We start from the raw sequence: 18,949 nt of genomic DNA, 5'->3' as shown, positions 1-18,949 counted from the left end.
GTGCATGGTCCGGGGACACCGCTCCTTCGCGTCACCTGCCATCGGAAGAGCGCACAGCGACCGCTTCTCGATGCGTGTGGCAAAGTAGCCATCCCTTGACCACCGCCAGCGGATGCGCGCCTGCGCCGGGCTCAGGGCCACCACACCGGGCACCACCATGGAAATTCTGAACGAAGATTGGGAAGGCGAGGATGTCTGGTATGTGGACGATCCCCGCGTTCCGCCCAGCATTCGCGACCACGGCGCCAGGTTCAGAAATCCGGCTCGCTATGTCATCGCGGTCGATGGCGACTACCTGCTGTACGGCGCCGACGGGGAGCTCCTGGACCTCTGTTGCCTGCGCTAGCAATCGCACTTGTGATTCGGATGCGAGCCCGGATCGGGCGGGGCCGGATTGAGGCGACTTTCAGTCCATGAACGGCCTATTCCCAGCGTCGATTGGTCACAAGGCGCTCTGAATTCAGGAGTTCATGGAGGCCGAATCCGTGTGGTGACGAACTTTTCCCGGAGCCATTGCCAACTGACAGCATCACCTCAGCAGCGGATGCGAATTTGTCGATCACGCGCCGCGCGGCGTTGACCCGTGATCCAGTCCTGCATCTGGGGAGTGCGGCTGGCGGGCCATTGCGTCCCACTGCCGAATTTGCGCGTCCAATGCCTGGCACGCGGTCTGGTTCGACGGTGTCGGCACAGCTTGCTGCACATCACTGGGCGTCTGCTGCGCAACCAGCCCAGCGGCGGCAGCGCGGTCCTGCTCGGCCAGCTTGACCTGCTGATCGAACGGCATGCCATCGGGCACGCTCACGATGCGCTCGATCAGCGCGTTATGACGGCTGCAATGCGCACTGGACCAGAACGTCCCGCCGCCATAGCTTTTGCACATGAACACCTCGCCGGCCGGCGCAGCACCAACGAACACGAGCGCCAGCGCGCCCAGGAAAAACGTTGTACTTCTCATTTTTTTCAACTCCCTTCGCCTTCTCGCGCCGATTGCACTGGTTCTTCATCCGGACATTACCAGCAAGCCTCAGCATCCGTCAGGTCTCGATCAACGCCAGTTCCGGCACCCGCCGGAAATCCCGCTCGTTGGCGGTGACCAAGGTCGCGCGCTGGAGAACAGCGGTCGCGGCGATCAGCGCATCCGGCAACTTCAAGCCGGTTTCGCGGCGAATTCGCGCGGCTTCGTCGGCCACCTCGGCGCTGACGGGCACCAGATGGCAGACATCGAGAAGCGCTCGAGCCGCCGACAATGAACCATCCGTGTGCGCGGGCCACGCCAGGACTTCAGCCCGCACGATGGCGGAAATGAACACGAGACCCGACTGCAAATTCACATTGAGGAGTTCGACAGCCGCCTCGGGCAGGGCGTCGTTCAGGAACAGGATCAGCGTGCTGCTGTCAAAAACCAGTGCCTGATCTTGCGGCGCTTCGGGCGGCATCGCTCAGAGTTCCCACTCTTGCCGCGAACGGGCCAGTTCGGCAAGCACCGCTTCGCGATTGCCACGCCCCAGGGAGCCGCGCGCATTACGCAGGATCTGGGCCAGCGAAGATGGCGCCTGCTCCTCCGTCGAGTCTTCCAGAACCACCACCACCCGGCGCGCCTGAGCGATGGCTGGCGGCGCCGCGCCAAGCCAGATGACTTGATTGCCTTGCAACTCGGCCTCGTAGCTGTGCAACATGGTTTTGCCTTTCATGGAACGTCGGATGATTCTAGATAGATGGGCCCCGCGCGGTGCGATGGGTTCGTCACCCCCGCCAGCCCGCCCCCTCGCGCCGGGCGCGGCCGAGGGCTTCCAGGGTGTCGAGGATGCGGGGCAGGCCTTTCTTCCACGGGCCTTTGCCCTTGAAGCCGGCCTCGATGGCCGGCAGGGGCAGCGGGGCCGGGCTGGCGGCGAGCAGCTGGGCGACGGCGCGCACCTGCTCGGGCAGGGCGGCGGGCCAGGGCTGGGCTGCGGTGGCGGGCGCTGGGGCTGCCGAATGGTCGGTGGCGTCTTCGGCAGGCACTTCGGGCACCTGGGAGGCCGGCGGGGCCTCGTTTTCGGCCATTTTCATGCCCAAATCGGGCTGTTCCCAGCGTGGAATGGCCACAGGGCGCTCCTGATTCAGGAGTTCATCGGCGCTGGTCCGCACCGCCTGCGCGGCGGCCGCTTCGCGCTCGGCGCGGCGCGCCGGGTCCTGGAAGTCGGGGCGCAGCCAGCGGATGGTGCCGGCGGCCTCTTCGGCGGCGCGGCGGGCGTTGAGGGCCACCAGGCGCTCCAGCACCGCCTCGGTCCAGGCGGCGCGCGCGGCCTCGTCCGCCCAGGGCACGGGGCCGAGGTCGCTCCAGCCGTAGGCGGCCAGCACGGCGGCGTCCAACTCGTCGTGCAGGCTGCGCAGCACGCTGACCAGGCCCTGCTCGTGCAAGACCTTTTCCTTGGGTGAAAGCGCCTCGCCGCGGCGCAGTTTGTCGAGCACGTTGTACAGGCCGGTGAGCGTGACGGATTCAAACGCCGCCTGCCGCGCCTTGCGGTGGGCGTCGAGCTGTTCGGCGAGGTGGCGGATGCGCTCGGTGAGGTCGGGGGTAAGGCCGGTGTCGTCAGAGGGGAAGGGGAAGGTTTCGAAGCAGACCGACTTGTTGTAGCGAGGTCGGTCTTCGAGCGTGCCGCCAGCGGCCAGCGCCCATTCGACGTGCACCTGGCTGGACAGCACGCCCAGCCACGCGCCATCGTCGGTCGCGATGGCGATCAGCATGTTGTCGGGCAACACGCTGGCGTCGAGGAACTGGAAGGTGCGGTGCTTGGCGGTTTCGACAGTGGCGATGTAGCGGTGCAAGCCGGCCAGCTGGCGCCGCATCTCCTGCCGAGGTTTGCCGAACAGCCACCACTGTGCAGCGTAGCCGGCGCCATCCTTGGTGTTTGCCTTGGCGTCGCGCTCGGGCTTCACCCGCTCCACCACCCACTGGAACACGGCCGGGAAGCGCACGCGGACCTCGTCGGCATTCAGGCCGAACAGGTCGATGACCAGCACGTCGCGGGGCGACGCCATCAGGTCGCGGCCGTTGCGGTACTCGCGGACGTGGCGCTCCAGCCCAGGCACCGTGCCCAGCCCCAGCTCGCCGGCCTCCTCGCGGCTGACAATGAAGCCTGCGCCGTGCAGCTTCACACCGGGTGATGACACGCCCGCATTCGCCAACAACGCACGGGCAGCGGCCACGTTGGCGCCGCGGCGCAGGTCGGCGTGCAGCAGGCCGCGGGCTTCAGCCAGCCGCACAGCCACCTCCCCGTCGCCGCCTTCGCGCTCGTCGCATACGGTCAGCAAGCGCCCTTCCCCCTCGCCCGCCACGCCCACCGTCATCGCAATGCGCACCGCCGCCCCGTTGGCGCTGTCCACCCACGGGTGATCCGGAATCGCGTAGATCAGGCTGAGCGCCTGCAAGCCGGGGCGGGGCGTGCCGGGGGCCGATTTCTGCGCATTTGGCAGCATGAGCCCCCCGGCATGCCCCGCCCCGGCCGCCACCAGACCTCCAGCTTTCACCGGCACCCCGTCCAGCGCAGCCTGCACCACCCGCCTGTTGAACGTCTGCCGCAGGCTGTTCGTGGTGATGAACCCAAACCGTCGCGCAGCGCCAGAGCGCACCAGCCAAGCCGCGTGGTGCCACCAGTACATGACGAAGTCCGCACTCTCCGGCACGTCGGTCCAGGTGGCACGCAACGCCTCCACATAGCCGTCGCCCAGCGCGGCCCGCATCGGCCCGGCGCCAATGAACGGCGGATTCCCCACAATGAAATCCGCCGCCGGCCACTCGGCGGGGCGCGGGTTCACGTAGCGCCATTGCGGCACCTGCGCGGCCTCGTCGGGCACATCTTCGCCCGTCACCGGGTGCTTCTTGAAGGTGGTGCCGTCCCAGCGGGTGATGACCTGGCCCGATTCATCCGTGGCCAGCTCGGCGCGGTCGTAGGCCAGCACCGCGTCGCGATTTTCGATGTTGCCGTAGTCGTGCACGACGGGCTCGGCCACCGATTGGCTGCCTTGTGTTCGCACGTGCCACTGAAGCCAGCCAATCCATAGCACCAACTCGGCAACGGCTGCGGCACGGGGGTTGAGTTCGATTCCTAGAAACTGCTTGAGAGTAACGGTTTCCCCGTCTGCAAGCACGCCGGAATGCTCGCCCAATTCGCCGAGCTGGTTGAGCACCTCCCCTTCGAGGCGCTTGAGGTGTTCTAGCGTGACGTACAGAAAATTGCCGCTGCCGCATGCCGGGTCGAGCACGCGGGCAGTGCAGAGCTGGTGGTGATAGCGCCGAATTTCCTGTTGGGCTTCACGCCATTTGTCGCGCACCTTCCGTTCATGATCGACCAGGACCTTGGTCTCTTTTGCCAATTGCCGCGAGTCAAAAGTCGCGTGCGTCGTTCCCGCCGTGCGCTTCGGCGGATTTGCTTCAAGCTCCGCAGCCTCGCGGGCCAACATGTGGGCGGCGGCCTGCGCGTTGGCCCAGTCGGCGCGCAGGGGCTCCACCACGGTGGGCAGCACCAGGCGCTCCACATAGGCGCGCGGCGTGTAGTGCGCGCCCAGGGCGTGGCGCTCGGTGGGGTCGAGCGCGCGCTCCAGCAAGGTGCCGAAGATGGCGGGCTCCACCTCGGTCCAGTTGGCGCGGCCGGCACGCAGCAGGCCGTCGATCTGCGCGGTGCTGAGTGGCAGCACGTAGCCGTCTGCCGCCGAGCCCTTGAACAGCTTGCCGTTGAAGCGCAACACGTCGGCGGCAATCGCCGCGTTGAAGCCGCCCGCGTCCATGCCAGCCCAGAAGATCTTGAGCATCTGCGCCAGGGTGGCGGGCTGCTCGCGGTGCTGGCGCAGCAGGTGCACAAAGCTGCCCAGGCCCTCGGGCCCGCTCTTGGGCAGCAGGCCCACGTCCTCGGCAAACATGCTGAACAGGCAGCGCGTCAGAAAGCCGGCCACGTGGTGCGGCGTGTGGCCGGCAGCTTCCAGGCTTTTGGCCAGCTCGGCCAGCTCGGCGGCCACCTCGCGCGTGACGCGGGCGCTGGCGCGGCTGGGGTCCAGGCTGAGCGGGTCGGTCCACAGGGCTTTCAGGCGCTTGCGGATGGCGGAGTCGGCCAGCTGCTCCAGCCGGATGCGGTGGCTGCGCGGGTCGGGAAACGGGGTGTAGGTGGCGCCGGAGCGGGTGAACTCGGCGTACAGCTCGATGACGTGGCCCACGTCCACCACCACCACGAAGGGCGGGCGGCCTTCGGCAGCCGGCAGCGCGCGGGCGTAGTTCTCGGCCTGGGTGCGGGCGCGCAGGAGGGCGTCGTCAAACCGGCGGCTGCCGGCGGCGGCCTGGCGCTCGCCGTCCTTGAGCTTCTTGCTCTCCCAGACGAAGTGGCCGCGCCGGTAGCAGTCGATGCGCCCGGCGCTGGTGCTGCCGTCGCCGTGGGTGAAGGTGATGGGGCGCTCGAACATGTAGCTCTGCTCGGGCGTGGGGTGCGGCGCCTCGACGCCGAGCAGCTCGCAGAGCTGGATGACGAAGCTTTGCGAGGTGGACAGCTCGCTGGCGGTGACGCCCCGCCAGCGGGCGATGAAATCACGCACGGCCTGGGTCGTGGCGTCGATGGCGGCATCGCTGGCCGCGGGGGGGGTGCTGGCGGTGTCTCCCATGCGGCGCATCATAGCGGGCGGGGGCTGGCGTGCTTTCAAGCACTCCCGCTTTGATAGCGGGTGATGACCATTTCACGACGGGGTGGGGCAGTTTTTATTGAAATTGGCGGCAAAACAGCCGCTGAAATGGCCCCCCCAGGGCCCACGCCGCCGGGGTAGCCGACATGCTTGACACATATCAAGCGGAAAAGACTTGCCCGCGTGCTGCGGCGAACCAATGCCTAGACTGCACAAGCCATGACCGACCGCCCACCACCGCCCCAGACCGCCACCCCAGCAACCGCCCGCCCCTGGCTGGCGCGGCTGCATCCGTCGCTGTTCGGCATGGCGCTGGGGTTGCTGGGCCTGTCGGGCGCCTGGCACCGGCTGCAGCCGGCCGGGGTGGACGCCGCGGGCCCGCTGGCCGAGGGCCTTCTGGCCGCAGCGTTGGCTCTGCTTTCGGGGCTGCTGCTGCTCTGGCTGGCCAAGGCGCTGCGCCACGGTGCGGTGTTGCGGCAGGAGCTGCGGCATCCCGTGCAGGGCGCGCTGCTGGCCTTGATGCCGGTGGCGCTGCTGATGGCCGTGGCGCTGGTGGCGGGCCGCTGGCCGCAGACACGCGACACCCTGCTGCCGCTGGCGCTGGTGGTGCTGGCCGGCCAGGGCTGGATGGCGTGGCGCGTGGTGGCCGACCTGTCCACCGGCAAGACGCCGCCGGAGCTGGTGACGCCGGCCCTGTACCTGCCCACGGTGCCGGGCGGCTTTGTCGGCGCGATGGCGCTGCAGGCGCTGGGCTTTCACGGCTGGGCCACGCTGCTGATGGGCATGGGCCTCGGTGCCTGGGCGTTGCTGGAAATGCGCATCCTGAACCGCCTGTTTGCCGGCCCGCTGCCGCTGGCCTTGCGACCCACGCTGGGCATCGAAATGGCGCCGGCCTCGGTGGGCGCGCTGGCGGCCTGCGTGCTGTGGCCGGATCTGCCGGCCGACGCGGTGATGGTGGCGCTGGGCGTGGCCAGCGGCCCGGTGCTGGCGGTGCTGACGCGCTGGCGCTACTGGAGCGAGGTGCCGTTCAACGTGGGCTTCTGGTCGTTTTCGTTTCCGCTGGCGGCGTTTGCGGCCACCACGGTGGAGGCGGTGCGCCGCGGTGGCTGGCCGCTGTCCGTGGCCGTGACGGCGGTGGTGCTGGCCAGCGCGGTGCAGTTGTTCCTGCTGGCCCGCACGCTGGTGCTGGTGGCGCGGGGGCGGCTGCTGCCGCCGGTGTGAGGACGCGACCTGGATCGCCGATTGCCCACGCGGGCGGGTTTGCTGCCCAGGCGCACAGCCGGGCTATTTGGCGAGCTTGCGGAATGTATCGCTGAACTCAGCCATGAATTCACGACCAGCTGCAACTTCGTCGGTCTGCGGCGGTGGGCAGTGAGTCAGGATGTACCCGCCAGGCGCTTCTGCCGCACAAAGTTCGTCGCCAGCCTTCAGACCGAGCTGCGCCAGCAGTTCGCCAGGAAGAATGGCACCGAGCGAATCGCCGATCTCGATCAATGTGAGCCTGTGCATGGAAATGAGTCCTCTCTTCTCGACAAACATCCAAACCTTCCACCCTCAGTAGTCGTGCTCCACAAACCGCTCGAAGGTTTGATTGAGCTGATGCGTCCAGCGCTGCTTGTCGACAGCGGGCGCAAAGCTGGCCTCGATGCTGTTGTGCGCCAGGGTCCAGGCGTGCTGGGTGCTCAGGTGCAGCGCGGCAAAGGTCTGCAGGAAGTTCTCATTGAGATAGCCGCCGAAGTAGGCCGGGTCGTCCGAGTTGAGGGTCGCGCACAGGCCGGCGTCGAGCAGCGTGCGCAGGTTGTGGTCTTTCAGGTCGGGGAAGACGCACAGCTTCTGGTTGGACAACGGGCATACGGTCAGCGGCGTGCGCTCTTTGGCCAGGCGCGCCATCAGGGCGGGGTCCTTGGCGCTCTGCACGCCGTGGTCGATGCGCTCGACCTTCAGCACGTCCAGCGCGCTCCACACGTACGCGGGTGGCCCCTCCTCGCCCGCATGGGCCACGAGGTGCAGGCCCAGCTCGGCGCAGCGGGCGAACACGCGCGCGAACTTCTCGGGCGGATGGCCGCGTTCGCTCGAATCCAGGCCGACGCCGATGAAGCGGTCACGGTACGGCAGCGCCTGCTCCAGCGTGGCGAGGGCGTCTTCCTCGCTGAGGTGGCGCAGGAAGCACAGGATCAGGTCGGCGCTCACGCCCAGCTTGGTGTGGGCATCCAGGCAGGCGCGGTACAGCCCGCTGATCACCACCTCCATCGGCACGCCGCGCGCGGTGTGGGTCTGGGGGTCGAAGAAGAGTTCGGCGCGCACCACATGGTCGGCCGCCGCCTTCTCGAAGTAGGCCCACGCCATGTCGTAGAAATCCTGCTCCTTCAGCAGCACGCTGGCGCCGGCGTAGTAGATGTCGAGGAAGCTCTGCAGGTCGGTGAAGGCGTAGGCCGCGCGAAGGGCTTCCACGCTGTCGTAGGGCAGCGTCACGCCGTTGCGCTGGGCCAGCGCAAAGATCATCTCCGGCTCCAGTGAACCCTCGATGTGGATGTGCAGCTCGGCCTTGGGCATGGCGCGCAGCAGTTCGGGCAGGCGGTGCTGCGGAACGGGATGGACTTTGAACATGTTGGACTCTTGGAAAACTCCCGTCGTCCCATAGGAATTCGGCAGGAGGAAATTCAGGCTTCGACATCCAATTGCATTCGCTCAGCACGCATATCTATCGAACCGCAACTGGATTGCTGCGAATGCAACATCGATTAGTCAAAGTAAGAAAGGTGGCGTACCGGAAACTGTCGTGCCAAATCTCTTCAATCCAGCTCAACTACCTGTTTCGCGACCCTTGGTGTCAAAGCCACTACGCAAAGATAGACTAAATTTTCAGTCTGGCGTTTTCAGTTGACTGCCATCCGAAAACACTATCGCACTTGGAACGAACTTTGTTTTGTACTTACCCTCTTCAAGATTCCAAACAGCCTTGTGCTCAGAAATGAACTGGTTGTAGTCCCGTCCGCCTTCCCAGGTCACCTCACCCCCAGCCTTAATTTTTTCTGCCATACGGAAAGTTACAGAACCAACCCTTTTGTCAAAAATATCAATGAACTCAATCTCTCCTGAGACCCCGGCGATCTCTTTCTCAGATTTGTTCTTGATACCAAATTTGAAAAGCTGATATTCCGAGTAGCGCCCCAAATCGTAGTTCTTCGGCAACTCACGTTTTGCAATCAAGGCTACAGTTACTGCGCTTTCAATGTCCGCGCGGGCTTTCTGCTGCTCCTTTAGCATTCTTTCTTTCAGTGCCTTAGCTTCTGCGTCCTTGACTACTTGATCCGCCAGCCACTTTTTCTGTGCCTCCAGAGCAGCACCGAGCGTTGTTCCAATTGGGATACCTTCCTTGCCGAACAATTCGCCCATCTTGGCGCGCATCAAATAACCAGTGGCAAGCTTCTTGTCCTCTTCGCTGAGCTTGTTGATGGCCGGCGCAAGTTCGGAGTCCCACTTGCTCATATCCGACGGAATGATGGTGTCCGTCGGCTTGGAGCAGGCAAGCAATACTCCTGCCGCGAACAACAGCACCATAAGTCGATTGTGTTTCAAGTCGATCTCCAAAAAAATCAATGTACCGCGATCACTCTACTTACTTCTTCTCGTTCGCTGGCACCTTTCCTTCTACACCCTTGACGTAGAACATGATCTCACCCAGAAACTTGTCATCGGCCACGGCGTCTTTCGCCACGACTTCCTTGCCGTCCTGACCGACGATCGGGCCCTTCCAGATCACGAAGCTGCCGTCCTTCAGGCCGGCCTTGATGTCGTCGATCTTCTTCTTGGTGTCGTCCGGCACGTCGGCGGCGACCGACACCATGTCGATGGCGCCTTCCTTCACGCCCCACCAGGCCTGGCCGGTGCTCCACTTGCCGTTGAGCGCGTCGCCCACGGCCTTGATGTAGTACGGGCCCCAGTTGATGACGGCCGAACCGAGGTGGGCCTTGGGGCCGTAGGCGGTCATGTCGGAATCCCAGCCGAAGGCGCGCTTGCCCATCTTCTCGGCGGTCTGCAGCACGGCCGAGGAGTCGGTGTTCTGCATCAGCACGTCGGCGCCGCCGTTGATCAGCGCGGTGGCGGCTTCGGTTTCCTTGGGCGGGTTGAACCACTCGTTGACCCACACCACCTTGGTCTTGACCTTGGGATTGACCGACTGGGCGCCCAGCGTGAAGCTGTTGATGTTGCGGATGACTTCAGGAATCGGCATCGAGCCGACCACGCCGAGCGTGTTGGTCTTGGTCATCTTGCCCGCGATCACGCCGGCCATGTAGGCGCCTTCGTAGGTGCGGCTGTCATACGTACGCATGTTCTCGGCGGTCTTGTAGCCGGTGGCGTGCTCGAACTTCACGTCCTTGCTGTCGGCGGCAACCTTCAGCATGGGTTCCATGTAGCCGAAGGTGGTGCCGAAGATGAGCTTGTTGCCCTGGCCGACCATGTCGCGGATCACGCGCTCGGCGTCGGCGGACTCGGGCACCTTCTCGACGAAGGTGGTCACGACCTTGTCGCCGAATTCCTTCTCGACCGCCTTGCGGCCGTTGTCATGCGCGTAGGTCCAGCCGCCGTCGCCCACCGGGCCGACATAGGCAAATGCGATCTTCAGCGGATCGGGCTTGGCCGGTGCTGCCGCCGAGGCCGCAGGCTTGGGTGCCTCGGCCGGCTTCGCTTCCTCTTTCTTGCCGCAGCCCACCAGGGCAGCAGCCGCCACGGCCGTCAGGGCGGCGACTTTCAACAGGGAACGTTTGTGCAGGTCAGTCATGTCAGCTCTTTCATGGACAGGGGTGGGTAGAAAAAAAGATTATGAACCGGGATGGAAGGGCTTACCCAGCGACGCCGGCATGTTGACCCGGATCCAGGCCGGGTTGCGCGAGATCAGCGCCAGCACGACGATGGTCGACACATAGGGCAGCATCGTCAGCAGCTGGCTGGGCACGTCCACGCCGACCCCCTGCAGGTGGAACTGCAGCATGGTCACGCCGCCGAACAGGTAGGCACCCAGCAGCACCCGCGCCGGTCTCCAGGTGGCGAAGGTGGTCAGGGCCAGCGCGATCCAGCCCTTGCCGGCCACCATGCCCTCGACCCACAGCGGCGTGTAGACGACGGAGATGTAGGCACCGGCCAGGCCGCACAACGCACCGCCCACCACGACGGCGGCGAGCCGGATGCGCCGCACCGGGTAGCCCAGCGCATGGGACGACTCGGGCGACTCGCCGACCGAGCGCAGCACCAGGCCGCCGCGGGTGCGATAGAGGAACCAGATCAGCCCGATCGCGAATGCAATGGTCAGGTACACCAGCGGGTGCTGGCGAAACAGCGCCGGCCCGACCAGCGGGATGTCGCCGAGCACGGGAATCGAGAAGTGCGGCCGCTCGGGCAGCTTTTCCTGGACGTACTTGATGCCGGCGAAGGCCGAGAAACCCACGCCGAACAGGCTCAGCGCCAGCCCGGTGGCGTACTGGTTGGTGTTCAGCCAGATCACCAGCAGGCCAAAGATGGCGGCCAGCAATGCACCGGCGCCCATGCCGGCGGCAAAACCGAGCCAGTCATTGCCGGTGTGCACCACGGTGGCGAAGCCGGCCACGGCCGCGCACAGCATCATGCCCTCGGCACCGAGGTTGACGATGCCGGCTTTCTCGTTGATCAGCAGGCCCAGCGCCGCGATCGCCAGCACGGTGCCGGCGTTCAGCGTGGCCGCCAGCAGCAAGGCATAGGATTCCATTACGCGGCCCTCCCGGTGAATTTGAGCCGGTAGGCAATCAGCGTTTCACAGGCCAGCAAGGTGAACAGCAGCAGCCCCTGGAACACCCCGGTGATGGACTTGGGCAGCCCCAGGCGCGACTGCGCCAGCTCCCCGCCGATATAGAACATGCTCATCAGCACTGCCGAAAACACCATGCCCACCGGGTGCAAGCGCCCGACAAACGCCACGATGATGGCGGCAAAGCCATAGCCCGCCGGCACGTAGGGCGTGAGCTGGCCGATCGGCCCGGCCACTTCCAGCGCCCCGGCCAGGCCGGCCGCCCCGCCCGAGGTCAGCAGGGCCACCCACAGCGCCTTGCGCGAGGAAAAGCCGGCGTAACGCGCCGCGGCCGGCGCCAGGCCACCGACCTGCTGGGCAAAGCCGGCGCGGGTGCGGAACAGGAACACCCACAGCAACGCCGCACCGGCCAGGGCCAGCAGCAGTCCGGCGCTGACGCGCGAACCGCTCATCAGGCGCGGGATCTGCGTCACCGCATCAAAGGTGCGGGTCTGCGGGAAGTTGTAGCCGCCCGGGTCCTTCCAGGGGCCATAGACCAGGAAGCTCAGCACCATATCGGCCACGTAGACCAGCATCAGGCTGACCAGGATCTCGCTGGCATTGAAGCGGTCGCGCAGCAGGGCCGTGATGCCCGCCCAGGCCATGCCGCCCGCCACCCCGGCCATCAGGATGGCCAGCACGATCCAGCGGCCGGTTTCCTTGTCGGCCAGCAGCGCCACGCCACCCGCGGAAATCGCGCCGATCACGAACTGCCCCTCGGCGCCGATGTTCCAGACATTGGAGCGGAAGCACACCGCCAGCCCCAGCGCGATCACCAGCAGCGGCGTGGCCTTGACCATCAGTTCGCCCAGGGCGTACGGTGTCTTGACCGGCTCCCAGAAAAAGACCTGCAGGCCCTTGACCGGGTCTTTGCCCAGCGCGATGAACAGGGCCACGCCAATCAGCACGGTGATGACCAGCGCCAGCAGCGGCGAGCCGTAGCTCCAGAACTTGGAGGCCTGGGGCCGGGGTTCAAGCTTGAACATCGGCGGCCTCCCCGGTGGTTTCAGCCATGTCGGCCAGCCGCGCCTGGACGTCGTCGTGCCACAGCCCGCTCATCCACTCGCCCATCTGGGCGACGGTGGCGTCGACGCGGTCGACCGAAGGCGACAGATGGCCCTTGGCCATCACGTGCAGGCGGTCGCAGATCTCGAACAGTTCGTCCAGCTCCTCGCTGACCACCAGCACCGCGCAGCCGGCGTCGCGCAGCGCCAGGATCTCGCCGCGAATCTGCGCCGCCGCGCCCACGTCCACGCCCCAGGTCGGCTGGGAGACGATGAGCAGCTTGGGGTTGGCGTCGATCTCGCGCCCGACAATGAATTTCTGCAGGTTGCCCCCTGAGAGCGACTTGGCCGCCGCATGCGGCCCGCCGGTCTTGACGCCGAAGCGCTGGATGATGGCGGTCGCCTGTCGCTCCAGCACGCCGAGGCGGATCCAGCCGCCGGCGCCGAAGGCCTCGTTACGGGTCAGCATGAGGTTGTGGGCCAGCCCCAGCATCGGCACCGCGCCACGGCCCAGACGCTCCTCCGGCACGAAATGCAGGCCCAGGGCCCGTCGCTCGACGGGGCCGCAGCGGCCGACCGCCTTGCCGGCGACCTCGATCATGCCGGGCTGGGCGCGCGTGTCTTCGCCCGAGAGCGCGAACAGCAGCTCGCGCTGGCCGTTGCCCGAGACACCGGCAATGCCCACCACCTCGCCCGCGCGCACCTGCATCGAGACATCGTGCAGGTCCACCCCGAACGGGGATTCGCGCACCAGATCGAGCATCTTCACGTCCAGCACCGTGGCGCCGGTCTGTACCGCGCGGTACTGCAGGGCGGGCGGCTCGGCGCCGATCATCAGCCGGCTGAGGCTGGCGTTGGACTCCTGGCGCGGGTCGCAGGTGCCGGTGACCTTGCCGCCGCGCAGCACGGTGCAGGCGGTGCAGAGCTCACGAATCTCATGCAGCTTGTGGCTGATGTACAGGATGCTGCAACCCTCGGACGCGAGTTTCTTCAGCACCACGAAGAGCTTTTCCACCGCCTGCGGCGTCAGCACCGAGGTCGGCTCGTCCAGGATCAGCAGCTGCGGGTTGCTCAGCAGCGCGCGGATGATCTCCACCCGCTGCATCTCGCCCACGCCCAGCGTGTGCACCGGGCGGCCGGGGTCGATGTCGAGGCCGTATTCGCGCGCCTTGGCGGTGATGCGGCCGGTGACCTCGGCCAGCGACAGGCTCTTGTCCAGCCCCAGCCAGACGTTCTCGGCCACGGTCAGGGTGTCGAACAGGCTGAAATGCTGGAACACCATGCTGATGCCCAGCGCCCGCGCCTCCTGCGGGTTGCGGATCTGCACCGTCTGGCCGTTGAACGAGACGGTGCCCTCGTCCGGCTTGACCGAGCCGTAGATGATCTTCATCAGCGTGGACTTGCCCGCGCCGTTTTCACCCAGCACCGCGTGGGTCTCGCCCGGCTGCACCGTGAGCGAGACGTCGCTGTTGGCCACCACCGCCGGGTAGCGCTTGGTGATGTGCGCCAGTTGCAGGCGTGGCGGGCTCATGGGCAGGCGTTCCTTCTTGATTTTCGGCCTATTTCAGGCACTTCCCAGCGTCGATCGGTCATTGTTTGCTACTCTTTTCGAAGGGAAGCCGCCACCGACTTGACCTGCTCCCGCAGCCAGCGTCCGGCGCTGGAGGTGTGGGTGCGTTCATGCCAGAGCTGGTAATACAGCAGGCGCGGAAACTCGACCGGACAGGGCAGGATTCTCACCGGCAACTTGTCCACGTAGCGCTCACAGTACTGGCGGCCCGTGGTCAGCACCAGCAAGGTTGATGCCACCATGCTCGGGATCAGCCCGAAATGCGGGCAGCGCGCCGTGATGTTGCGCTGCAGGCCCAGGGAGTCGAGGTGCTCGTCGATCACGCCGCGTGCCCCTGGGTGCGTGGGTGTGGGCGCGATGTGTTCGGCCGCCAGCCAGCTGGCCGCGTCCCAGCCGCCCTGGCTGCTGCGGCGCACGGCCGGGTGGTCGCGCGCCACCAGGCAGACCACCTCGTCACCGAACAGCCGGCCCAGGTGCAGGTCGTCCGGCGGCTTGAGCCAGTTGCCGATGACCACGTCCATGTCGCCCTGGGCCAGCCGCGCGCGGTAGTCGCTCTCGGCCGACAGCGGCAGGATCTCGATGACGCAGTGCGGCGCCTGCTGCTTGATCTGCGCCACGAGTTGCGGAAGGAACAGCGGGTCGAGGAAATCACTGGCGGCGATGCGAAAAGTCTGCCGCGCGCTGCTGGGCTCGAACCCGCGCGCGTCGGAAAACATCGACTCCGCGGCACGAAGAATGCTTGCGCTGGGGGCGAGCATGCGCAAGCCGGCGTCGGTGGGCACCATGCCGGCGCCTGAGCGCACCAGAAGCGGATCCCCGGCGAGTTCCCGAAGCTTTTTCAGCGACGCGCTCACCGCCGGCTGGTACATGCCCAGGCGGATGGCGGCTTTCGACACGCTGCGTTCGGTCAACACGGTATGCAGGACCCTTATGAGATGGAGGTCTATCTTGTCGAAAAGGGTCTGGTCTCTCATACCGGTGCGTGCATTCAACTCATATGCTGGAGCTTATGGCGCGGGGGCGGGGATCGCTCTACCCTCGCGCACAAGGAACAAAGACATGACAAACCCAACCATCCGGTTCATCCGCCGCGGCCAGGTCGTGACGCTGGTCAATGTACCACCCACCCGCACCCTGCTGGAAGTCCTGCGCGAGGACCTCGGCAGCACCGGGACCAAGGAGGGCTGTGGCGAAGGCGACTGCGGCGCCTGCACCGTGGTGCTCGGCGAGGCGGTGGAGGGCCGCATCGAATACCGTGCCATCAACGCCTGCATCCGCCTGGCCCACTCCATCGACGGGCTGGCGCTGTGGACGGCCGAGGACCTGTCGGTCGACCCGCTGATTCAGCCGGCGCTCCCCCAGCCGGCGCTCAAACCGTCGCGAGCGGACGGCGCAGCAGGTTTGCACCCGGTGCAGGAGGCACTGGTGCAGTGCCACGGCTCGCAATGCGGCTTCTGCACGCCGGGCTTTGCCATGAGCCTGTTCGGGCTCTATCAGACCAAGGCACCCGGCGCGCCCGTCACCCGCGACGACGCGGCGTCGGCCCTGTCCGGTAACCTGTGCCGCTGCACCGGCTACCGGCCCATCGTTGACGCCGCGGTGTCCATGGACCGGTTCCCGGTCCAGCGCGTCAACGAAGCTGAACTGCTCGCAAAACTGGAGCATATCAAGACCCTTCCACGCTGGGGAAGTGCCGATTTCGATCCCGATTCGATCTACATGACCCCGAACGACCTGCCCCAGCTGCTGGCGTTGCGCCGTCAGCACCCCGAAGCCCAGATCGTGGCCGGATGCACCGATGTGGGACTATGGGTCACCAAACAGCACCGCGATTTCGCGAAGGTGCTCGACGTCACCCGTGTCGCCGAGCTGCGCCGGGTCGAGCGCTATCCGCACCACATCGCCATCGGCGCCGCCGTCACGCTGACGGACGCTTTCGACGCGCTGGTGGCCGACCGCCCCCAGCTGCAGAGCTTTGCCCATCGTTTTGCCGGCCTTCCGGTGCGCAACTCGGGCACGCTGGGCGGCAACGTGGCCAACGGCTCGCCCATCGGCGACTCGATGCCCTTGCTGATCGCCCTGGGCGCCCACGTGGTGCTGATGAGCCGGCACCAGGGCAGGTCGCGCTCGCGCGAGCTGCCTCTGGAGGCGCTTTACACCGGCTACCGCCAGAACGTGATGGCGGCCGACGAGGTGCTGGCCTGGATCAAGGTGCCGCTACCCGAGCCGGCAGAGTTCCTGCGGGTCTACAAGATCTCCAAACGCTTTGAAGACGACATCTCGGCGGTCTGCCTGGCCATCAGCCTGCACCGGCAAGACGGGCACATCGGACGCGTGTCGATCGGAGCCGGCGGTGTGGCAGCGACGCCGGCGCGGGCCCGCCAGACCGAGGCCGCCTTGATCGGCAGGGCCCCAGACAGCGCCGCGTTCGATTCCGCTGCGCAGGTGCTTCAGGCCGAATTCGAACCCATCACGGACATGCGCGCCTCGGCCGCCTACCGGCGCGAGCTGCTGGGCAACCTGGTGCGGCGCTTCGGGCTGGAGATCCAGGGCCAGACCAACACCTCGATCGAAACCCTTGTGCTGGAGGACCTGGCATGAGCGCCCCGCACACCCTCCCCGCCACATCACCCGCCTGCGGCAGCTCGCGCCCGCACGAGAGCGCCGCCGCGCAAGTGGCGGGCGCCGCCACCTACGTGGACGACATCGCCGAGGTGCGCGGCACGCTGCACGCCGCCCCCATCCTCTCGCCCGTCGCACACGGACGCCTCAAGGGCGTGGATGCGACGGCCGCGCTGGCGCTACCCGGCGTGCGTGGCGTCGTGCTGGCGCAGGACATCCCCGGCGACCCGGTCCTGGCCGCGTTTGCCCACGATGAACCCATCTTCGCCATCGACACGGTGGAACACGTCGGCCGCGTCATCGGTCTGGTGGTGGCCGACACCGTGATGCAGGCGCGCAAGGCCGCCCGCGCGGTGGCGCTGGACATACAGCCCTTGCCGGCCGTGCTGGACGTGCGCGAGGCGCTGGCCGCGCAAAGCTTCGTGCTGCCGCCCGTGCGCGTGCGCCGGGGCGACGCCCAGGCGGGGCTGGCGCGAGCGGCGCACCGGCTCAGCGGCCAGTTCGAGGTCGGCGGGCAGGAGCACTTCTACCTGGAAGGCCAGATCGCCTATGTGCTGCCGCAGGAGCAGAACCAGTGGCTGGTGTATTCCAGCACCCAGCACCCGGGCGAGGCCCAGCACTGGGTGGCGCATGCGCTGGGCGTGGACAACCACCGTGTGCGCGTGGAGTGCCGGCGCATGGGCGGCGGCTTCGGCGGCAAGGAAACCCAGTCCGGCCATCTGGCCGTGTGGGCCGCCATTGCAGCGAACAAGTTCGGCTGCCCGGTCAAGCTGCGGCTGGACCGCGACGACGACTTCATGATCACCGGCAAGCGCCACCCGTTCGCCTACGACTACACCGTGGGCTTCGACGACACCGGCCTGATCACCGGCCTGCAGCTCACCATGCTGGCCAACTGCGGCTTCAGCGCCGACCTCTCCGGCCCGGTGGCCGACCGCGCTGTCTTCCATGCCGACAACGCAAGCTTCCTCAGCGACGTGGACATCACCTCGTACCGCTGCAAGACCCACACCCAGAGCCACACCGCGTTCCGCGGCTTTGGCGGCCCCCAGGGCGTGATCGTCATCGAGACCCTGCTCGGCGACATCGCGCGCCACCTCGGGTTGGACGCGCTGGATGTGCGCCGGCGCAACCTGTACGGCGTCAACGATCGCAACGTGACGCACTACCAGATGCCGGTCGAGGACAACATCCTGCAGCCGTTGCTGGAGCGGCTCGAACAGACCTCGTCCTATCGCGAGCGGCGCGCGCAGATCGCGGCGTGGAACGCGCAAAGCCCGGTGCTCAAGCGCGGCCTGGCGATCACACCGGTGAAGTTCGGCATCAGCTTCACGGCCACCCTGTTCAACCAGGCCGGCGCGCTGGTGCATGTCTACACCGACGGCAGCGTGATGGTGAACCACGGCGGCACCGAAATGGGCCAGGGCCTGCACACCAAGGTGGCGCAGATCGTGGCCGACGAGCTCGGCGTTCCGTTCGAGCGCGTGCTGGTCACGGCCAGCGACACCGCGCGCGTGCCCAACGCCAGCGCGACGGCCGCCTCCAGCGGCACCGACCTCAACGGCCGCGCCGCCCAGTTCGCCGCGCGCAATGTGCGCGACAACCTGGCTGCATTCGCGGCAGGGCTGGACGGTTGCGGCGCCGGCGCGATCCGTTTTGCCGGCGGGCAGGTGATCTCGCCCAAGGCCTGGCGCCCATTCGCGGAAGTCGTGCAGGCCGCTTACGCCAACCGCATCCAGCTCTGGAGCGACGGCTTCTACCGCACGCCCAAGATCCACTACGACAAGACCACGCTGACCGGGCGGCCGTTCTACTATTTCGCCTATGGAGCGGCCTGCACCGAGGTGGTGATCGACACGCTGACCGGCGAGAGCCGCGTGCTGGCGGCGGACATCCTGCACGACGTGGGCACCAGCCTGAATCCGGCCCTGGACATCGGGCAGATCGAAGGGGCCTTCATCCAGGGCATGGGCTGGCTCACCACCGAGGAACTCGTGTGGGACAAAAAGGGCCGGCTGGCCACCCATGCGCCCAGCACCTACAAGATCCCCACGGCGGGCGATGTGCCGCCGCGCTTCACGGTCGACCTGTGGCCGGAGCCGAACCGCGAGGACAACGTCTTCGGCAGCAAGGCCGTCGGGGAGCCGCCGTTCATGCTCGCCATCAGCGTCTGGGAGGCGATTCGCGACGCCGTGGCCGCGGCGCGCGGGGACGGCACCGCCCGGATGGACGCGCCCGCGACGGCGGAGCGGGTGCTCGGCGCGCTCAAGGCTCGCTGAGCCC

16 protein-coding genes are annotated in these 18,949 nt (G+C 66.8%); 4 read left to right on the top strand and 12 right to left on the bottom strand.

Going from position 1 to position 18,949, the window contains the following annotated elements:
• Window positions 1–157 precede the first annotated feature (157 nt).
• Window positions 158–346 carry a hypothetical protein gene (locus ACMUOY_RS07895; RefSeq protein ID WP_413892158.1) on the top strand — a complete coding sequence of 63 codons (189 nt, stop codon included), beginning with the start codon at window positions 158–160 and terminating at the stop codon, window positions 344–346.
• A gap of 213 nt (window positions 347–559) precedes the next feature.
• On the opposite strand, the gene ACMUOY_RS07890 is transcribed toward ACMUOY_RS07895, so the two are convergent.
• The 4 genes from ACMUOY_RS07890 to ACMUOY_RS07875 all read right to left on the bottom strand — a co-directional run bounded on the left by ACMUOY_RS07890 (window position 560) and on the right by ACMUOY_RS07875 (window position 5,631).
• Window positions 560–958 carry a hypothetical protein gene (locus ACMUOY_RS07890; RefSeq protein ID WP_413892157.1) on the bottom strand — a complete coding sequence of 133 codons (399 nt, stop codon included), beginning with the start codon at window positions 956–958 and terminating at the stop codon, window positions 560–562.
• A 79-nt stretch (window positions 959–1,037) separates the two neighbouring features.
• The gene (locus ACMUOY_RS07885) at window positions 1,038–1,439 is read right to left on the bottom strand and encodes a type II toxin-antitoxin system VapC family toxin (protein ID WP_413892156.1); all 402 of its coding nucleotides are present in this window, start codon (window positions 1,437–1,439) and stop codon (window positions 1,038–1,040) included.
• Window positions 1,440–1,442: 3 nt separating this feature from the next.
• The gene (locus ACMUOY_RS07880; RefSeq protein ID WP_413892155.1) at window positions 1,443–1,694 is read right to left on the bottom strand and encodes a hypothetical protein; all 252 of its coding nucleotides are present in this window, start codon (window positions 1,692–1,694) and stop codon (window positions 1,443–1,445) included.
• A 52-nt stretch (window positions 1,695–1,746) separates the two neighbouring features.
• On the bottom strand, window positions 1,747–5,631 hold the full coding sequence (locus ACMUOY_RS07875) for a class I SAM-dependent DNA methyltransferase (RefSeq protein ID WP_413892154.1): 3,885 nt from the start codon (window positions 5,629–5,631) through the stop codon (window positions 1,747–1,749).
• A gap of 237 nt (window positions 5,632–5,868) precedes the next feature.
• Here ACMUOY_RS07875 and ACMUOY_RS07870 point away from each other — a divergent pair, with 237 nt between their 5' ends.
• Window positions 5,869–6,870 carry a hypothetical protein gene (locus ACMUOY_RS07870; protein WP_413892153.1) on the top strand — a complete coding sequence of 334 codons (1,002 nt, stop codon included), beginning with the start codon at window positions 5,869–5,871 and terminating at the stop codon, window positions 6,868–6,870.
• 63 nt (window positions 6,871–6,933) lie between these two features.
• Here the strand turns inward: ACMUOY_RS07870 and ACMUOY_RS07865 are convergent, their stop codons facing one another.
• The 8 genes from ACMUOY_RS07865 to ACMUOY_RS07830 form a co-directional block, all read right to left on the bottom strand.
• Window positions 6,934–7,188, bottom strand: coding sequence for an AbrB/MazE/SpoVT family DNA-binding domain-containing protein (locus ACMUOY_RS07865; RefSeq protein WP_413892152.1), 255 nt, complete (start codon window positions 7,186–7,188; stop codon window positions 6,934–6,936).
• Between the two features lie 15 nt (window positions 7,189–7,203).
• Window positions 7,204–8,256 carry an adenosine deaminase family protein gene (locus ACMUOY_RS07860; protein WP_413892151.1) on the bottom strand — a complete coding sequence of 351 codons (1,053 nt, stop codon included), beginning with the start codon at window positions 8,254–8,256 and terminating at the stop codon, window positions 7,204–7,206.
• Window positions 8,257–8,511: 255 nt separating this feature from the next.
• Entirely contained in the window at window positions 8,512–9,228 is a 717-nt protein-coding gene (locus ACMUOY_RS07855; protein ID WP_413892150.1) for a hypothetical protein, read from the bottom strand.
• Between the two features lie 40 nt (window positions 9,229–9,268).
• Window positions 9,269–10,432: a BMP family ABC transporter substrate-binding protein gene (locus tag ACMUOY_RS07850; protein WP_413892149.1), complete on the bottom strand. Its 1,164-nt coding sequence runs from the start codon at window positions 10,430–10,432 to the stop codon at window positions 9,269–9,271.
• Between the two features lie 39 nt (window positions 10,433–10,471).
• The gene (locus tag ACMUOY_RS07845) at window positions 10,472–11,392 is read right to left on the bottom strand and encodes an ABC transporter permease (protein WP_413892148.1); all 921 of its coding nucleotides are present in this window, start codon (window positions 11,390–11,392) and stop codon (window positions 10,472–10,474) included.
• Window positions 11,392–12,456, bottom strand: a complete 1,065-nt coding sequence (locus ACMUOY_RS07840) for an ABC transporter permease (protein ID WP_413892147.1) — start codon at window positions 12,454–12,456, stop codon at window positions 11,392–11,394. The genes ACMUOY_RS07845 and ACMUOY_RS07840 overlap by 1 nt, the downstream gene beginning before the upstream one ends.
• Complete coding sequence (locus ACMUOY_RS07835; protein WP_413892146.1) at window positions 12,443–14,005, bottom strand: ABC transporter ATP-binding protein; 1,563 nt, start codon at window positions 14,003–14,005, stop codon at window positions 12,443–12,445. The genes ACMUOY_RS07840 and ACMUOY_RS07835 overlap by 14 nt, the downstream gene beginning before the upstream one ends.
• Window positions 14,006–14,073: 68 nt before the next feature.
• A complete protein-coding gene (locus tag ACMUOY_RS07830; protein WP_413892145.1) occupies window positions 14,074–15,018 on the bottom strand; it encodes a LysR family transcriptional regulator in 945 nt (314 codons plus the stop codon).
• Window positions 15,019–15,103: 85 nt separating this feature from the next.
• Between ACMUOY_RS07830 and xdhA the strand changes: the two genes are divergently transcribed.
• Window positions 15,104–16,645, top strand: coding sequence for a xanthine dehydrogenase small subunit (xdhA, locus tag ACMUOY_RS07825; RefSeq protein ID WP_413892144.1), 1,542 nt, complete (start codon window positions 15,104–15,106; stop codon window positions 16,643–16,645).
• Window positions 16,642–18,945, top strand: coding sequence for a xanthine dehydrogenase molybdopterin binding subunit (gene xdhB, locus ACMUOY_RS07820; RefSeq protein ID WP_413892143.1), 2,304 nt, complete (start codon window positions 16,642–16,644; stop codon window positions 18,943–18,945). Before xdhA ends, xdhB begins: the two co-directional genes overlap by 4 nt.
• The last annotated feature ends 4 nt before the right edge of the window (window positions 18,946–18,949 follow it).

This window comes from Candidatus Skiveiella danica (assembly GCF_022705245.1).
GTDB lineage: Bacteria > Pseudomonadota > Gammaproteobacteria > Burkholderiales > Burkholderiaceae_C > Skiveiella > Skiveiella danica.
This window is presented reverse-complemented; position numbering and strand designations above follow the sequence as displayed.